Raw genomic sequence first — 16,245 nt, forward strand, 5'->3', positions numbered from 1 at the left:
ATGATCATGAAAAAACCTGAACTTTTGGTGACTCCGACTTCCGTACAGGATATTCTTCCGCTCATTCAAGCGGGGGCAACGGCGCTGTTAGTCGGAGAACAAAGATACGGCCTGAGACTGGCCGGGGAATTTTCAAGAGAAGATATTAAAGAAGCCGTAAAAACAGCTCATCAGGAAGGCGCGAAAGTGTACGCTGCCGTCAATGCTATTTTTCACAATGAAAAAGTGGACGAGCTGAACGGCTATCTTGCCTTTTTGCAGGAAGCCGGCGTGGATGCGGCTGTTTTCGGTGATCCGGCCGTTTTAATGGCGGCGCGTGAAGCGGCTCCCGGGCTCAAACTGCACTGGAGCACGGAAACAACGGGAACCAACTACTATTCCTGCAATTACTGGGGACGCAAAGGCGCACGGCGCGCAGTGCTGGCAAAGGAATTAAATATGGACAGCGTCATTGACATAAAAGAAAACGCCGAAGTGGAAATTGAAATTCAAATCCACGGCATGACGTGCATGTTCCAATCTAAGCGTTCACTAGTGGGCCATTACTTCGAATACCAGGGAAAAGTCATGGACATCGAACAGAAGAAAAAAGAAGCGGGCATGTTTCTGCATGACAAAGAACGGGGCAATAAATACCCGATTTTTGAAGACGAAAACGGCACGCACATCATGAGTCCGAACGATGTGTGCATGATTGATGAATTAGAGGATCTGATAGACGCCGGCATTGATTCTTTCAAAATCGACGGAGTTTTGAAGTCTCCTGAATACTTAACCGAAGTGACCCGCATGTACAGAGAGGCAATCGATTTGTGCATCGAAAGCCGCGAGACATACGAAGAGAAAAAAGAGAGCTGGATAGAGCGGATTGAAAGCATTCAGCCTGTGAACAGAAGCATCGACACAGGATTCTTCTTTAAAGAAACGGTCTATTAAAAAGGAGGGTGCAACGGATGACAGCCGTAAATCAAACCATTTCCAAAGTCGTAAACGGAAAACGCGTCATTACGAAAAAACCTGAACTTCTTGCTCCGGCAGGAAACCTTGAAAAATTAAAAATTGCCGTTCATTACGGGGCGGACGCGGTTTTTATCGGAGGACAGGAATACGGGCTCCGCTCTAATGCGGATAACTTTTCTATAGAAGAAATTGCAGAGGGCGTAGAATTTGCCAAAAAATACGGGGCGAAAATATATGTGACAACAAACATTTTCGCCCATAATGAAAATATGGACGGTCTGGAAGAATACTTAAAAGCGTTGGGAGACGCAAAAGTTGCCGGAATTATCGTCGCTGATCCGCTGATTATTGAAACATGCCGGAGAGTCGCCCCGGACGTAGAGATTCATCTCAGCACACAGCAGTCCCTTTCCAACTGGAAAGCGGTGCAGTTCTGGAAAGAAGAAGGTCTTGACCGTGTGGTGCTTGCCCGTGAAACGAGCGGACTGGAAATTAAAGAAATGAAGGAAAAGGTGGATATTGAAATTGAAACCTTTATCCATGGCGCCATGTGTATCGCTTATTCAGGCCGATGCGTGCTGAGCAATCACATGACGGCCCGTGATTCCAACCGCGGAGGCTGCTGTCAGTCGTGCCGCTGGGATTATGACCTGTATCAGACAGACGGTGCAAACGCGGTCGCGCTCTATGACGAAGAAGACGCTCCGTTTGCAATGAGCCCGAAAGATTTAAAATTGATTGAATCTATACCGCAAATGATCGAGATGGGCATCGACAGTCTGAAAATTGAAGGCCGGATGAAATCGATTCATTACGTTGCGACGGTTGTCAGCGTGTATCGCAAAGTCATCGACGCATACTGCGCTGATCCTGAAAACTTCGTCATTCAAAAAGAATGGCTTGATGAGCTGGACAAATGTGCAAACCGGGATACTGCGCCTGCTTTCTTTGAAGGCACGCCCGGTTTTGAGGAGCAGATGTTCGGCGAACACGGAAAGAAAACAACATTTGATTTTGCCGGTCTCGTGCTCGCATATAACGAGGAAACTCAAATGGTGACGCTCCAGCAGCGCAATTTCTTTAAACAAGGTGACGAAGTTGAATTTTTCGGTCCTGAAATTGACAATTTCACATTCACCATCGGCACTATTTGGGACGAAGACGGAAACGAGCTTGATGCTGCCCGCCATCCCCTGCAAATCGTTACATTTAAAGTAGACAAAAAGATTTATCCGAGCAACATGATGAGAAAGGGGAAGTAATCCCAATGGGTAAGAGTCCTGTAGTTATAGGCATCGCCGGAGGTTCCGGATCAGGAAAAACAAGCGTCACCCGTTCCATTTACGAACAGTTTAAAGGACACTCGATTTTAATGATCCAGCAAGACCTTTATTATAAAGACCAAAGCCATCTTCCGTTTGAAGAAAGGCTCAACACAAACTATGATCATCCGCTCGCATTTGATAATGACTATTTAATCGAGCATATTCAAGAGCTTTTGAATTACCGGCCGATAGAAAAGCCGATTTATGATTATAAACTCCATACGCGTTCTGAGGAAACCATTCCGGTTGAGCCGAAGGATGTCATTATTTTGGAAGGCATTCTCGTTCTTGAAGATAAAAGGCTTCGCGACCTCATGGACATAAAACTTTATGTCGACACGGACGCGGATCTCCGTATCATCAGACGGATTATGAGAGATATTAACGAAAGAGGCCGTTCTATTGATTCTGTCATCGAGCAGTATGTATCCGTCGTCAGACCGATGCACAATCAGTTTGTTGAACCGACGAAACGCTACGCGGACATCATTATTCCGGAAGGGGGCCAAAACCACGTCGCGATCGATCTGATGGTCACGAAGATTCAAACGATCCTTGAACAAAATGCAATTTTGTAATACCATAGCATAGACATAAATAACTCAGACCATATTATGTATAGGCTGGAAGGGAATGAGACAGTTCCCTTCTTTCCCTGTTTATAAACCGAAACATTTGCAGAAAACACACATTCAGTTTAAGATAAACAGTACCTATATGGGAGAGAAGAACGAGGACTGCCCTGTGTTCTCATTCTTGATTTTTTCGTTTATGCTCTCATACATAATCACACGTTATTGTTGAGGGACAACCACCAAGGAGTGAAGGAACATGGCACAAGAAAAAGTTTTTCCGATGACTCAAGAAGGAAAACAAAAACTTGAACAAGAATTAGAGCAATTGAAAACGGTTAAACGTAAAGAAGTAGTAGAACGCATCAAAATCGCAAGAAGCTTCGGAGATCTGTCAGAGAACTCTGAGTATGATTCTGCAAAAGAAGAACAGGCATTTGTGGAAGGGCGCATCACGACGCTTGAAAATATGATCCGCAATGCGAAAATCATCGAGGACGACGGCGGTTCAAATGTTGTCGGTTTGGGAAAAACCGTATCATTCATCGAATTGCCTGACGGTGAAGAAGAATCTTACACGATCGTCGGAAGCGCTGAAGCTGATCCGTTTGAAGGGAAAATCTCAAACGACTCGCCGATTGCCAAAAGCCTGCTCGGCAGAAAAGTGGACGAAGAAGTGACTGTTCAGACGCCGGGCGGAGAAATGCTCGTGAAAATTGTGAAAATTTCATAAGATCCGTTTAACAATGAAACACCTCGTCCAAAATATGGATGAGGTGTTTTTTATGATCGTATCAAAAAGGCTGAAAACGGCCGTGATTTGTTTTCTGCTCGTGTTTTTCTTTTTGCTTGCCAGGCTGGCTGAAATTCAGCTGTTTTTTACAGAATCTTTTTCAAAATCTAATATTAATCTGATTCAGGAAAGCGTCAAGCAGCGGACTGAAGAAGTCCTTATTTCAGACGGACGCGGTTCTTTTCTTGATCGGAACGGCAAAGAGCTGACCGGAAAAAAGCAGCCTGCCGTCGTTCTGTTTCCCTTTCTCGTGACGCAGGATTGGCCGATTGACCGGGTATCCGCCATTCTCGGGATGAAACAGGATGAGCTCAGGCAGCTTCTCACGGAAGCGAAAAAACCGGTGATCCTAAACAGCAGAAAAATAAAACATCTGACGAAACAATCCGTGTCAAATATCAATTCTTTGAAATATCCCGGCATTTACGGCGTATATATGAAAGACAGCAAAGAAACAAACATAGCCGCTCATCTGTTGGGCGCGACAAATCAGGACCCGGAGCTTTTGAAAAAGAAATATCCCGGCCGTAAGGAACTGCCGATCACGGCAAAAATCGGGACAAGCGGGATGGAACGGACGTTTGATGAGTTTTTGCTGGCGGATCAGGACACAAAACTTTTGTATCATGTCGACGGAAGGGGAAACCCTTTATTCGGAATGGACGTCAAATATACGGCAGAAGCAAACGCGTTTTATCCGCTGCAAGTCAAAACCTCCATCGACCGCAATATTCAAAAAGCAATGGAAGATGTATTGAAAGACCGCGGGTTAAAAAAGGGGGGAGCCGTCCTTTTAGACATTGAAAAAAGCAGTGTGCTCGGAATGGTTTCAAAGCCTGACGCCGACATGTCAAAGCAGCAGACACTGCAAAATTACATGCTGACGCCGATTTATCCGGGATCCGTGTTTAAAACGGTGGTCGCCGCAGCCGCAATTGAACAAAATGAAGTGAAGCCGGGCACATCCTTTAACTGCAGTCTCAATCTGTACGGAGAGCCGGGTGACGACAAAGGCACGCTCAATTTTGGAGAAAGCTTTGCCCAAAGCTGCAATTATACGTTTACAAGCCTTGCGGAAAAATTGGTCAAAAAAGATGACTCCGCTATTGAAAACATGGCGGAAAAACTCGGTCTCACACAGCGGGCGGGCTGGGAAGGCAAGCTGTACCGGGAAGACGGATTCAGGCAGCTGTATAATGAAAAAAGCGGCGTCATTTGGGGAGATGCCAAAGATAAAACCGTCAAAAGAGCAGTAGCCCAGACGGCGATCGGACAGAAAAACGTGAAAGTCACCCCGCTTGAAGTCGCCAATATGATGGCGACGATCGCGCGCGGCGGCGAAAAAAAACAAGTCAAAATCGCGGACAAAATCGAATACAAAAACGGAACGACGATGGCGTCATTCAAAGATCAGCCGTTAAAGGGGAAAACGATCGATAAATATACGGCCCAGCAGCTTCAAAAAATTCTCAGAGAAGTCGTCACTTCACCGAAAGGAACCGGCAGAAGATTTCAAGATCTGCCGTATGCGGTGGCGGGAAAATCCGGAACGGCCCAGACGGGAATGTTTACAAAAGATAAACAGACGCTTTACAACAAATGGTTTGCGGGATACTTTCCCGCGGACAAGCCGAAATACGCTCTCGTTGTGCTGCACATGGACACGCCGGGAGATAAGGCTCTGACAAATACAGTGTTTTATGATATTGTTAAAAAGGTACATGAAAATGAAACAAATCAGACATAGAACAACCGCTCAGCCCATGTTAAAATATATGCTGAGCAAGAGTGGGATAAAGGAGTGCAGAATGATTGAGCAATAAACAATCTCGTTTTGAAAACCGTGATAAGCGCAGAAAAGCAAATCTGGTGCTTAACATTTTAATTGCTATCGTATCTATTCTTATTGTCGTCGTTGCAGTCAGCCTCTTCATCAACAGTCCGTCCAGCGACGTGAGCCAGAAGCAGGAAACCCCTGCATCAGGCAAGACGAAGCAGACATCAGATGAGGACATAAAAGACAGCAAAAAAGATACGGCCTCAGACGATGACAAAAAAGATAAACAGGATAAGGACAAATCCGATTCATCTTCAGACTCTGACAGCAAAAAAGACGATGATTCATCAAAAAGTGATGACAGCAAAAAAGCCTCTGATTCAAGCGGCCCTTTTAAAGGAGCAAAAATAACAGAGGGCGGCTCATCCAGCGATGTCGATAAAACAATTGTTAACTCAAAATGGAAACCAGTCGGCACAAAGCAGACGGGAGAACATGCGGCGACGTATGACTCAAGCTCCGAAGACTGGTCCGAAATGCTTGACGCCATCTCTTACGCAACCGGCGTGTCAAAAGATCACATGACAGTGCTGTGGCTCGGAAACAATGGAAGCCCGCAAGATGCGAAGGGTAAAGTTTTAGACAAAACGAACGGCAAAAAGTATCAGGTCACCATCACTTGGGAAGACAAAAAAGGCTGGAAGCCGACAAAAGTAGAAACCTTAAAATAACCGCAAAAAAGCAGCTGACTCTTCAGCTGCTTTTTTCTGTCATACGTCAGCTGAAAAATGCACCGACGCGCTGTAAAGGATTCTGCCGTCAACGGCGGTCACCTGATGGGATACAGAACGGACGCGAAGCATAATCGCCTGGTTGTTTTCAATCTGTACGTTTATTTTCTTTTCCAGCTCCTGCAAAGATGCCGCTTCAAAAAATTCTACTTTATCTTTAATTAAATCCAATTGAAAATTCATCAGTATAGATCCTCCTGATTTTTCTTCTGAGTCAATGAAAGTATAAGCCTTTCTGCTGTAATTGCGCAATAATCCCAAAGTATTTTAGTACCCTTTCGCTCTTTTTTGTGATAGGATAGGAACTGTTCCGTGATTAATCCATACTATACTCATAGGAATTATAAATTATGGAGAGTGAAAAATATGGGCCGTGAATTTATTCCTTTATTTGAAGATTGGGCAGCGACTTATGACGCCACGGTGCACGGAGCTGACGAACAATATGCTGATGTTTTTAAAGGGTATGACAATATTCTTGACAGCATCGTCGCACTTTCGGGTTCTAACGTTTTAGAGTTCGGACCGGGCACAGGGAATTTAACGGCGAAATTAGCCGCCGCGAACAAAAAAGTGTTTGGTGTAGAACCGTCTCCGTCAATGAGAAAACTGGCAGCTGACAAGCTTTCTGACAGAGCTGTGTTCAGTGACGGGGATTTTCTGGAGTTTCCCGCTCCGCCTTTCCAAATAGATACCATCGTCAGCTCGTACGCATTTCATCATTTAACCGATGAAGAAAAGCAAGCGGCTGTAAAGCAATATGGCACAATCCTTCAGAAGCATGATAAAATAGTGTTTGCCGATACCGTCTTTAAAGATCATGAAGCATACGGGGAAGCCGTCAGAAAAGCAAACCGAAACGGCTATCACCAATTAGCGGACGATTTAAAGACGGAACATTATCCGACACTCGGGACAATGAAAAACATCTTTTCAGCTGAGGGATTTGCCGCAAGATTTACGCAGCAAAACGACTTTGTCTGGATAATGGAGGCGATTAAACGGTAAATCGAAGGGATTGTGTATAAATGAAACTGGCAGTCATCGGAGCAATGGAAGAAGAAGTTACGATTTTAAGAAGCAAACTGAAAGACGCAAAACAAGAAATGATCGCTCACTGTGAGTTTACGACGGGCAGCTATGAAGGCGTCGAAGTTATCTTGCTGAAATCAGGCATCGGAAAAGTCAACGCGGCGATCAGCACGACGCTTCTGCTTGACCGTTTCAAACCTGATTATGTGATTAACACAGGCTCAGCGGGCGGGTTTCATCATACATTGAATGTAGGAGACGTCGTCATCTCAACAGATGTCCGCCATCATGACGTGGATGTGACGGCGTTTGACTATGAATACGGACAGGTGCCGGGTCTTCCGGCAGCATACAAGGCTGATGAAAAGCTGATCAGCATTACCGAGGAAGCGGTTTCTGAACTGAACGGCATTCAAGTCGCAAAAGGCACAATCGCTACTGGAGATTCTTTTATGAATGATCCGAAGCGGGTTGAAGACGTACGCGCCAAGTTTGCGGATTTGTACGCGGTTGAGATGGAAGCTGCAGCTGTCGCGCAGGTGTGCCACCAGTTCCAGACGCCTTTTGTTGTCATCAGAGCTCTATCTGATATTGCCGGAAAAGAATCTGACGTTTCATTTGATAAATTTTTAGAACAGGCAGCCGTTCATTCAACTGAGCTTGTCCTGAATGTCATCAAACGAATTCACTAAGCGGGGGATTCTCGTTCTCCTCCGCTTTCAGGGGGAGGACACCATATTGAACGTGATAACAGATATTACAGAACTGATCGGACATACACCGCTGCTCCGTCTCAAGCATTTTGATATACCGGAGGGAACAGCGGTTTATGCTAAGCTTGAGATGATGAATCCGGGCGGCAGCATTAAAGACAGGCTGGGCGAGATGCTCATTGAAGATGCGCTTCGCACGGGCAAGGTGAAACCGGGCGGCGTTATCATTGAAGCGACAGCCGGGAACACCGGAATCGGACTCGCTCTGTGCGCCAGAAAGCACCGGCTTCGCGCCGTTTTTTGCGTCCCGGAGCATTTCAGCAGAGAAAAGCAGCAGATTATGAAAGCGCTCGGAGCGGACATTGTGCATACGCCGAGAGAAGAAGGCATGCAGGGAGCCATCCGAAAAGCGCTTGAGCTGGAGAGAGAGATTAATAATTCTTATGCCGTTCTGCAATTTAAAAACCGAGTAAATCCATTGACTTACTATAAAACACTCGGTCCCGAAATTTGGAACGCACTCAGCGGCAATATCCACACCTTTGTCGCCGGAGCGGGTTCCGGCGGGACCTTTGCCGGAACGGCAGCTTATTTAAAAGAAAAAAATCCTGCCGTCAAAACGGTAATCGTTGAACCGGAAGGCTCCATCCTGAACGGCGGAGAACCGCACGCCCATAAAACGGAAGGCATCGGTATGGAGTTTATCCCGGATTATATGGAAGAGAGCCATTTTGACGCCATTTACACGGTGGAAGACGATAAGGCGTTTTCGTTTGTCAGAGAAGCGGCCGAGAAAGAAGGCCTTTTAATCGGAAGCTCATCAGGGGCGGCTCTATATGCGGCGCTGGAAGAAGCGAAAAAAGCGCCCGCCGGCTCAAATATCGTCACCATTTTCCCAGATGGCAGCGATCGTTATATAAGCAAAAACATTTTCCAAGGAGGTCAGTAAGATGAAGAAAAAAACGCTGATGGTGCACGGAGGAATTACGGGAGATGAAAAGACCGGAGCGGTTTCCGTACCGATTTATCAAGTAAGCACGTACCAGCAGCCGAAAGCGGGCGAGCACACGGGCTATGAATATTCAAGAACGGCCAATCCGACGCGGACGGCTCTTGAAAGTTTAATTACGGAGCTTGAAGGCGGCGCGGCGGGATATGCATTCGGTTCTGGTATGGCTGCGATTACAGCCGTCATGATGCTGTTTGACAGCGGCGACCATGTTATTTTGACGGATGATGTATACGGCGGCACTTACCGGGTGATGACAGGCGTGCTGAACCGCTTCGGCATTGAAGCGGACTTTGTCGATACGAGCAGCAAAGAAAAAGTCCAAAAAGCCATCCGTCCGAATACGAAAGCCATTTATATCGAAACGCCGACAAACCCGCTTTTGAAAGTGACTGACCTCAAACTGATGTCTGACATCGCAAAAGAAGCGGGCGTATTGCTTATCGTCGATAATACGTTTTACACGCCGTATTTCCAGCAGCCGCTCAGCTTCGGCGCTGACATCGTGCTGCACAGCGCGACAAAATATCTCGGCGGCCACAGCGATGTCGTCGGCGGCTTAGTCGTGACGGCTGATAAAGAGCTCGGTGAAAAGCTTCATTACGTGCAAAACTCAACAGGCGGCGTTTTAGGACCGCAGGATTCATGGCTTTTAATGAGAGGCATTAAAACACTGGGACTCAGAATGGATGCCATCAATCACAGCGCCGGAAAAATCGCCGAGCTGCTTGAAGCGCATGATGCCGTTCAGACGCTCTACTATCCGGGATCAGCGAAACACCCGGGCCATGAGCTGACAAAAGCGCAAAGCTCCGGTTTCGGCGGAATGATTTCCTTTGATATCGGCAGCAGCGAACGCGTCGACGCATTTTTAGAAAAATTGAACCTGTTTACGATCGCGGAAAGCTTAGGAGCGGTTGAAAGCTTAATCTCCGTGCCGTCCAGAATGACGCATGCTTCAATCCCGCGCGACCGCCGGCTTGCACTTGGCATAACAGACGGGCTCGTCCGGATCTCAGTCGGTATTGAGGATACTGAGGATTTAACGGCGGATGTGAAACAGGCGCTTGATTCACTTTTATAAAAATTGGATAGATTTACATTATCTGTCGGCTGCCAGCTTATATTATAATGTTGTTAGACTATAAAACTGGCAGGTGGCCTTATATGGAGAAGAAAAGACTGAAATCATTAATAGAAGATTTTAAGCATTACGCATTTATTCTGCTTGCAGTCAGCACCTTCATTTATATCGGCGCGGTTCTTCCCGGACAAGGGCTGACGGCGGGCCAGAAAATGCTGATGTTTGTAACGGATTGTGTATTTTTAGCGGGCGCTTATTTCTGCGTGGACCGTTCACTTATTTATAAAAAAAGGCTGGAAGAAGCCGAGGAATAAAAAAAGCCATTGTCAAAAGACAATGGCTTTTTCGTTGCTTACTCAGACGGCGTTTCCCGTAATTCTTTTCCCATTCCTTTTAAAAACTGCAGACCGAAGCCGAGCGCGCGGTTAATATCGGGATCACCGGCGGCTTTCATCAGTTCAAACATACTGACTTTCCGGTCTTCTTTTAAAAAGCTTTGCGCCTGATCCGTTCCGGCCATGACGCTTTCTAAAAGTCTGCCCATAAATTCAGGATCAGCTTTTGACAGCGCGCCTCCCGCTGCCATCATCGTATTCAGGAGATTTGTGACAGGTTCCCGGGAAATCTGTCCGAGTGCGATTTTGGCAATTTCCTCTTTCGCCTGGAGCATATAGCCGGCGGCATCAAAAATGCCCAAGCCATTCAGCTCCGCCATAATAGACATCGTTTTCGCGACGGCTTCTTCATTTTCTGCGAGAAGCGTCTTCAGCTCTTCCAGCTTTTCTGCTTTCAGCTGTTCCTCCGTTTTTGTTTCTTTTTGAATTTCAGTAATTGGGCTTGCCATAATGCTTCCTCCTTTCCTTAATCAGTTAAGTGCACATAGCCCGGACGGTTCCATTTTCGCTGAGCTTCCACACCATTTTGCGGATGACGTTTTTTGTTCCGCGGATTCGTTTTCGGAAGCGGCGGAGTATCACAGGAACCGAGCACTTCCATGCGGACTTTTGTCTGCTTATAGGCAGGCGTATGTGTCCGTGAATCATACGCTGGCCCGGTCAGGAAATTAATCGCCGAATCTTTATCTGTAGAGTTCATCGGCAGATAAAGCTCATTTGCGCGGACGCGGTCTGTTACAAGCGCGTTCAATTTAACCGCTCCAAAAGGAGAGACGAGGCGGATCATTGTTCCGTCGCAAATTCCGCGTTCAGCCGCGAGCTCCGGCGATACTTCAACAAATACGTCCGGCACTTTAGACTGAATGCCTTTCGATTTGTTTGTCATATTTCCTTCGTGGAAATGTTCAAGCATCCGCCCGTTATTAATGTGCAAGTCATATTCTTCAGGGAATACGGCAGGCTCCACCCAATCGCTCAGGGCAAAACGGGCTTTTTTGTCAGGGAAGTTAAAGCCGTCTTCATAAAGAAGCGGAGTGCTTTCTCCCGTAAAGCTTCCCCATAAGAAGCTGTTCCAGCCGGTAAGAACGTCGTAGCTTGCTTTTCCGAACAGCGGAGAAAGGCTCGCCATTTCTGAGAAAATATCGCTTGGATGCGTGTAATTCCAATCAGCGCCTAAACGGTTGGCGACTTCCTGAATAATCCACCAGTCCGGTTTTGCATCACCAAGCGTCGGAAGCGCCTGATACAATCTTTGCACACGCCGCTCTGTGTTTGTAAATGTTCCGTCTTTTTCAAGAGAAGGAACCGCAGGCAGGATGACATCCGCGTATTGCGCCGTTCTTGAAAGGAAAATATCCTGCACAACAAAGAAATCAAGGCTGGATAAAATGTCATGAACATGGTTGGCGTTTGAATCGACGAGCGCCATGTCTTCGCCGACAAGATACATCGCCTTCATCTTTCCTTCTTCAATCGCATGGAGCATTTCAATATTATCAAGACCCGGCTTGCCGTCAATCTCGACACCGTAAGCTTTTTCGAATTTAGCACGGGCCGCATCATCGGTAATATGCTGATATCCCGGAAGCCAGCCCGGGAGAGTTCCCATATCGCAAGCGCCTTGAACGTTATTATGTCCCCGCAGCGGATAAGCTCCGGCACCCGGGCGGCGGTAGTTCCCTGTGGCTAGCAGCAGATTGGAAATCGCCGCTGATGTATCAGAGCCGCCTGTATTTTGAGTAACGCCCATGCCCCAAAGAACGCAAGTGCCGTCTGCATCACGAATCATTTCGGCAATGCGGATGATCGTATCCTGAGATAGTCCGGTAATGCGCTCCGCATAGTCTAATGTATACTTTTTCAGCGTTTCTTTATAATCTTCAAAGTAGTTGACATTCTCATCAATAAACGCTTGATCGTGCCAGCCTTGGTCAATCATATATTTCGTCACTGCCATGAGCCAGACTTGGTCAGTTCCTTGTTTCGGGCTGATAAAGAGGTCGGACCGTTCAGCCATTTCATTTCTACGCAGATCGGCAACAATTAATTTTTGTCCGTGCAGCTTATGCGCGCGTTTCACGCGTGTGGCCAGAACGGGATGTCCTTCCGCCGGATTAGCGCCGACGATGAGCACGAGGCCCGCTTTTGCGATATCTTTAATTGTGCCGGCGTCTCCGCCCATACCGACGGTGCGGAATAAGCCGTCCGTTGCCGGTGACTGGCAGTAGCGTGAGCAGTTATCCACGTTGTTGGTTTCAAATACTTGGCGCGCTAATTTTTGGATGACGTAGTTGTCTTCATTCGTAATTTTAGAAGAAGAAATAAAACCGACAGAACCGCTGCCGTGCTCAGCCTTGATCGAACCGAGTCTTGAAGCGACAAGGTCAAGGGCTTCTTCCCATGACGATTCAACAAATGCGCCGTTTTTCCGGATGAGCGGTTTTGTAATCCGTTCTTCCGAATTCACAAAGTCCCAGCCGAATTTACCTTTGACACAAGTGGAAATCGCATTAACCGGAGCATCGGAAACAGGCTGAATTTTCAGGATGTCACGTCCTTTTGTCCATACTTCAAAAGAGCATCCGACACCGCAGAACGTGCAGACTGTTTTTGTTTTTTTCGTCCGTTTATCGCGCATAGCCGCTTCCACTTCTGACACGGCGAAGATGCTTGTATAGTCGGGTTCCACATTTTTGACTAAATCAATCATCGGCTCCATGACATCTTCTTTGATGCCGGTCATAAATCCGGCCTGGCCAAGCATTGATTTTTCCATCAGTGCGTTACAAGGGCAGACAGTGACACACTGGCCGCAGCTGACACAAGAAGATTCATTAATGGCGACGCCTTCGTCCCAAATGACCCGCGGGCGGTCGCGCTCCCAATCAATGGAAAGGGTCTCATTCACCTGAAGGTTTTGGCATACTTCCACACATTGGCCGCAGGAGATACATTGATTCGGATCATAGCGGTAAAACGGGTGAGACATATCCACCGCGCACTTTGAATCGTCTTTCGGCGTATACGGATATTTCTGGTGCTCAATTCCCATCATTTCCGCTGTATTATGCAGCGTGCAGTTTCCGTTATTGTTATCGCAGACTGTACAGTAAAGCAGATGATTCTCGAGCAGGCGGTCCATGGCCTCTGTCTGAGCCTCTTTTACCCTTCCTGACGTAAGCGAGATTGACATTCCGTTTTCTGCTGCGGTGGAACAAGAGCGCTGCAATTTTCCGTTTACTTCAACAATACAGGTGTCGCATGTTTGAATCGGATCCACTTCCGGTACATGGCATATTTGCGGAATCTCAATTCCGTTTTGATTTAAAATATCTAAAATTTTAGTCCCCTCTGGTGCTTCATACTCCGTGCCGTCAACTGTGACACGGATAGACTGAACGTCTGTCACTTCCAATTCCCCTCCATCTTTTAAACTCGAAAAAAAGCCATGCACATAGATACCGGCCTCCTGTCCGGAGATCGGTATAAATACGCATGGCGGAATAGTTCACTAGCAAGTCTTACTAACAGACCAATCCTATCTGTATAAAACGATAGACTCATAACACGTTTCCTATTACGAATCCATCTTCACTGCTTTTATTATAAGGTGATATTTATTATAATACAATACGAAAGGAAAACTTTAACCAAGTGAAATGTACAAAGGGGAACCGGGAATGTCTTTCATAGGCTGAAATCGGAGGGGACAATATGTCTAAAAAAATTCATGAATTTAACGATATTATCCGGAAATTACGCAAAGAATTATTTGGAAAAGGGCCGGAACGAATTCACACCGTTTTTGTGGATAACATGGCGGTATCTACGCTTTACGGCAATTTAAGCGCAAGTGAGCAGTTTATCGCACGCACCCCTGAAGGAAGAGAAATGGTTCACGCGGCGCGGACCAGCTTAATTCAGGAGCTGTATTCAAAACAAACGCCTGAAGGAATGGAAGAGCTCATCGGGGCAAAGCTCGTGCATCTGTTTTCAGACATCAAGATCGAAGAGAATATTGCGGTGTCTGTATTTGTATTTGACCGAACAATTGAAGAGCGCCGTGAAGAAATCAAAAGCTGAAAAAATTCAATTGACACGAAATTGTCACATTTGATATGATATGAACTGCCAGCAGTGGCTTAAGGACGATTTTTTATGGAATGTGTGCATGAGCTGTACATGTTCTATAGCTAACATTTTCATTCTGCTTGATATTGTTGTATGGGTATGCATACAAGTTAGGCAGCATTCAAACCCGTTTCAGACGGGCTGTTTGAATGCTGCCTTTTTTATTAAGTTCCTTTTGAAAACTGCCGGATGAATTGATAATGGAGGGGTTTAATGATGGCTTTTCGTAAACCGGACGAAATAGCGGAGCTTGCGGTCGAATCAGGGGTAAAAAAGGTGCAATCACCGCTTTCAGCGCTGATCGTATTAGGATTTTTAGGAGGAGCGTTTATCGCACTCGGTTATTTGCTTGATATCCGTGTCATCGGAGATCTTCCGAAAGAATGGGGCAGCCTGTCAAGCTTAATCGGCGCGGCCGTGTTTCCCGTCGGACTGGTGCTTGTCGTTCTTGCCGGCGCGGAGCTGATTACGGGAAATATGATGTCAGTATCCATGGCGCTGTTTTCCAGAAGAATATCCGCCGGTTCTTTAGTGAAAAATTGGATGATCGTGACGTTAATGAATCTTGTCGGCGCGCTGTTTGTCGCTTACTTTTTCGGACATGTTGTCGGATTAACTGAAACGGGGCCGTATTTGGAAAAAACGATTGCGGTCGCACAAGGCAAATTAGATATGCCGTTTGGAAAAGTCATTGTGTCGGCGATCGGCTGCAACTGGCTTGTCTGTTTAGCCGTCTGGCTTTCTTTCGGGGCAGAGGACGGAGCCGGTAAAATCGCGGGTATATGGTTTCCGATTATGGCGTTTGTCGCAATCGGTTTTCAGCACGTTGTCGCCAATATGTTTATCATCCCGGCTGCGATTTTTGCAGGCTCTTTTTCATGGGGAGATCTGATTCTTAATCTCATTCCGGCTTTTATCGGGAATGTGATCGGCGGCGCAGTGTTTGTCGGCCTTATTTATTTTATTGCATATTCAAAAAAGGATCAGAATAAACAAGGGATGAAAAGAGTTTCCTGAGGTAAGAAAGATGCCGGAAAACATGGACAATTGAAGCGGAATTCCAACACATTTTCCGTCCAAATCTTGAAAATAATGTTTACAAATTGGAAGACGGTGGATATACTTACAAAGTAAGAAAAAAAGCAAAGGGAGGTTGAGTCACATGACAACGTTAAACGGCAAGCAAAACCGAAAATTGAACCGATTCAGCCTGTGGAAGAGTTCGTGTCCTTCCTTAACCTCTGCCTGTTAAGCACGTTAATTTCGGAGTATCAGGACATTCGCAGCTCCCCGCAGGGAAAGAAGCACCTGCTTCTTTTGTCTGCGGATTTAGTCTGCCCGCAGCACATATGAAGTTTGCTGCGGGTTATTTTCGCCTGTGCGGATATTGAAAGGGGGTGAGCGATAATGACCATTAATCTCTTCTTTTTGACACTGACCATTTCAAAGCGTTTTAAAAGTGCTGAAGAATATGAACGAGAACAGCAGGTTGAAGAGTTTTACAATGAAGCGAAAGAACGCCAGATGAAACATTTTTATATGAACTGAGTGAACAAAAAGAGCCAAAATGGAGAAAAAGGAGGAGATCATCATGTTCAGAATTGAACTGCTGAATCATTACACAATGGAGAAGGACCAGGTTTAGCTGGAATTTTGCTGTCAC

17 protein-coding genes are annotated in these 16,245 nt (G+C 46.2%); 14 read left to right on the forward strand and 3 right to left on the reverse strand.

Annotation, left to right across the window (positions count from 1 at the left end):
• The first annotated feature begins 6 nt into the window (after nucleotides 1-6).
• The 6 genes from AUL54_RS17580 to AUL54_RS17605 all read left to right on the forward strand — a co-directional run bounded on the left by AUL54_RS17580 (nucleotide 7) and on the right by AUL54_RS17605 (nucleotide 6,158).
• Nucleotides 7-936 carry a peptidase U32 family protein gene (locus tag AUL54_RS17580; protein ID WP_060965131.1) on the forward strand — a complete coding sequence of 310 codons (930 nt, stop codon included), beginning with the start codon at nucleotides 7-9 and terminating at the stop codon, nucleotides 934-936.
• Nucleotides 937-953: 17 nt separating this feature from the next.
• Nucleotides 954-2,222, forward strand: a complete 1,269-nt coding sequence (locus tag AUL54_RS17585) for a peptidase U32 family protein (protein ID WP_016938837.1) — start codon at nucleotides 954-956, stop codon at nucleotides 2,220-2,222.
• Nucleotides 2,223-2,227: 5 nt separating this feature from the next.
• On the forward strand, nucleotides 2,228-2,863 hold the full coding sequence (gene udk / locus AUL54_RS17590) for a uridine kinase (RefSeq protein ID WP_016938838.1): 636 nt from the start codon (nucleotides 2,228-2,230) through the stop codon (nucleotides 2,861-2,863).
• Nucleotides 2,864-3,116: 253 nt separating this feature from the next.
• Complete coding sequence (gene greA / locus AUL54_RS17595; protein WP_014470754.1) at nucleotides 3,117-3,590, forward strand: transcription elongation factor GreA; 474 nt, start codon at nucleotides 3,117-3,119, stop codon at nucleotides 3,588-3,590.
• Nucleotides 3,591-3,642: 52 nt separating this feature from the next.
• On the forward strand, nucleotides 3,643-5,397 hold the full coding sequence (locus tag AUL54_RS17600) for a peptidoglycan D,D-transpeptidase FtsI family protein (protein ID WP_060964677.1): 1,755 nt from the start codon (nucleotides 3,643-3,645) through the stop codon (nucleotides 5,395-5,397).
• A gap of 65 nt (nucleotides 5,398-5,462) precedes the next feature.
• Nucleotides 5,463-6,158 carry a YrrS family protein gene (locus tag AUL54_RS17605; protein ID WP_060964678.1) on the forward strand — a complete coding sequence of 232 codons (696 nt, stop codon included), beginning with the start codon at nucleotides 5,463-5,465 and terminating at the stop codon, nucleotides 6,156-6,158.
• A 39-nt stretch (nucleotides 6,159-6,197) separates the two neighbouring features.
• Here AUL54_RS17605 and AUL54_RS17610 read toward each other — a convergent pair whose 3' ends face one another.
• Complete coding sequence (locus AUL54_RS17610; protein WP_003152771.1) at nucleotides 6,198-6,401, reverse strand: YrzA family protein; 204 nt, start codon at nucleotides 6,399-6,401, stop codon at nucleotides 6,198-6,200.
• A gap of 183 nt (nucleotides 6,402-6,584) precedes the next feature.
• Between AUL54_RS17610 and AUL54_RS17615 the strand changes: the two genes are divergently transcribed.
• The 5 genes from AUL54_RS17615 to AUL54_RS17635 all read left to right on the forward strand — a co-directional run bounded on the left by AUL54_RS17615 (nucleotide 6,585) and on the right by AUL54_RS17635 (nucleotide 10,370).
• Entirely contained in the window at nucleotides 6,585-7,226 is a 642-nt protein-coding gene (locus tag AUL54_RS17615; RefSeq protein WP_016938841.1) for a class I SAM-dependent methyltransferase, read from the forward strand.
• A 20-nt stretch (nucleotides 7,227-7,246) separates the two neighbouring features.
• Entirely contained in the window at nucleotides 7,247-7,942 is a 696-nt protein-coding gene (gene mtnN, locus AUL54_RS17620; RefSeq protein WP_060964679.1) for a 5'-methylthioadenosine/S-adenosylhomocysteine nucleosidase, read from the forward strand.
• 46 nt (nucleotides 7,943-7,988) lie between these two features.
• On the forward strand, nucleotides 7,989-8,912 hold the full coding sequence (locus AUL54_RS17625) for an O-acetylserine dependent cystathionine beta-synthase (RefSeq protein WP_060964680.1): 924 nt from the start codon (nucleotides 7,989-7,991) through the stop codon (nucleotides 8,910-8,912).
• A 1-nt stretch (nucleotide 8,913) separates the two neighbouring features.
• On the forward strand, nucleotides 8,914-10,056 hold the full coding sequence (locus AUL54_RS17630) for a bifunctional cystathionine gamma-lyase/homocysteine desulfhydrase (RefSeq protein ID WP_060964681.1): 1,143 nt from the start codon (nucleotides 8,914-8,916) through the stop codon (nucleotides 10,054-10,056).
• 83 nt (nucleotides 10,057-10,139) lie between these two features.
• A complete protein-coding gene (locus AUL54_RS17635) occupies nucleotides 10,140-10,370 on the forward strand; it encodes a YrhC family protein (RefSeq protein WP_007408222.1) in 231 nt (76 codons plus the stop codon).
• A 38-nt stretch (nucleotides 10,371-10,408) separates the two neighbouring features.
• Here AUL54_RS17635 and AUL54_RS17640 read toward each other — a convergent pair whose 3' ends face one another.
• Entirely contained in the window at nucleotides 10,409-10,900 is a 492-nt protein-coding gene (locus AUL54_RS17640) for a helical membrane plugin domain-containing protein (RefSeq protein WP_016938845.1), read from the reverse strand.
• 17 nt (nucleotides 10,901-10,917) lie between these two features.
• On the reverse strand, nucleotides 10,918-13,860 hold the full coding sequence (gene fdhF / locus AUL54_RS17645; protein WP_145930782.1) for a formate dehydrogenase subunit alpha: 2,943 nt from the start codon (nucleotides 13,858-13,860) through the stop codon (nucleotides 10,918-10,920).
• 305 nt (nucleotides 13,861-14,165) lie between these two features.
• Between fdhF and AUL54_RS17650 the strand changes: the two genes are divergently transcribed.
• From AUL54_RS17650 to AUL54_RS20885, 3 genes are all read left to right on the forward strand, one after another.
• Entirely contained in the window at nucleotides 14,166-14,534 is a 369-nt protein-coding gene (locus tag AUL54_RS17650; protein ID WP_016938847.1) for a Na-translocating system protein MpsC family protein, read from the forward strand.
• Between the two features lie 264 nt (nucleotides 14,535-14,798).
• On the forward strand, nucleotides 14,799-15,599 hold the full coding sequence (locus AUL54_RS17655; protein WP_045926805.1) for a formate/nitrite transporter family protein: 801 nt from the start codon (nucleotides 14,799-14,801) through the stop codon (nucleotides 15,597-15,599).
• 390 nt (nucleotides 15,600-15,989) lie between these two features.
• Nucleotides 15,990-16,130, forward strand: a complete 141-nt coding sequence (locus AUL54_RS20885; protein ID WP_016938849.1) for a YrzI family small protein — start codon at nucleotides 15,990-15,992, stop codon at nucleotides 16,128-16,130.
• Nucleotides 16,131-16,245: the final 115 nt, after the last annotated feature.

Origin of the sequence: Bacillus sp. SDLI1 (assembly GCF_001553895.1) — a bacterium.
In the GTDB taxonomy this organism is placed as follows: domain Bacteria; phylum Bacillota; class Bacilli; order Bacillales; family Bacillaceae; genus Bacillus; species Bacillus siamensis.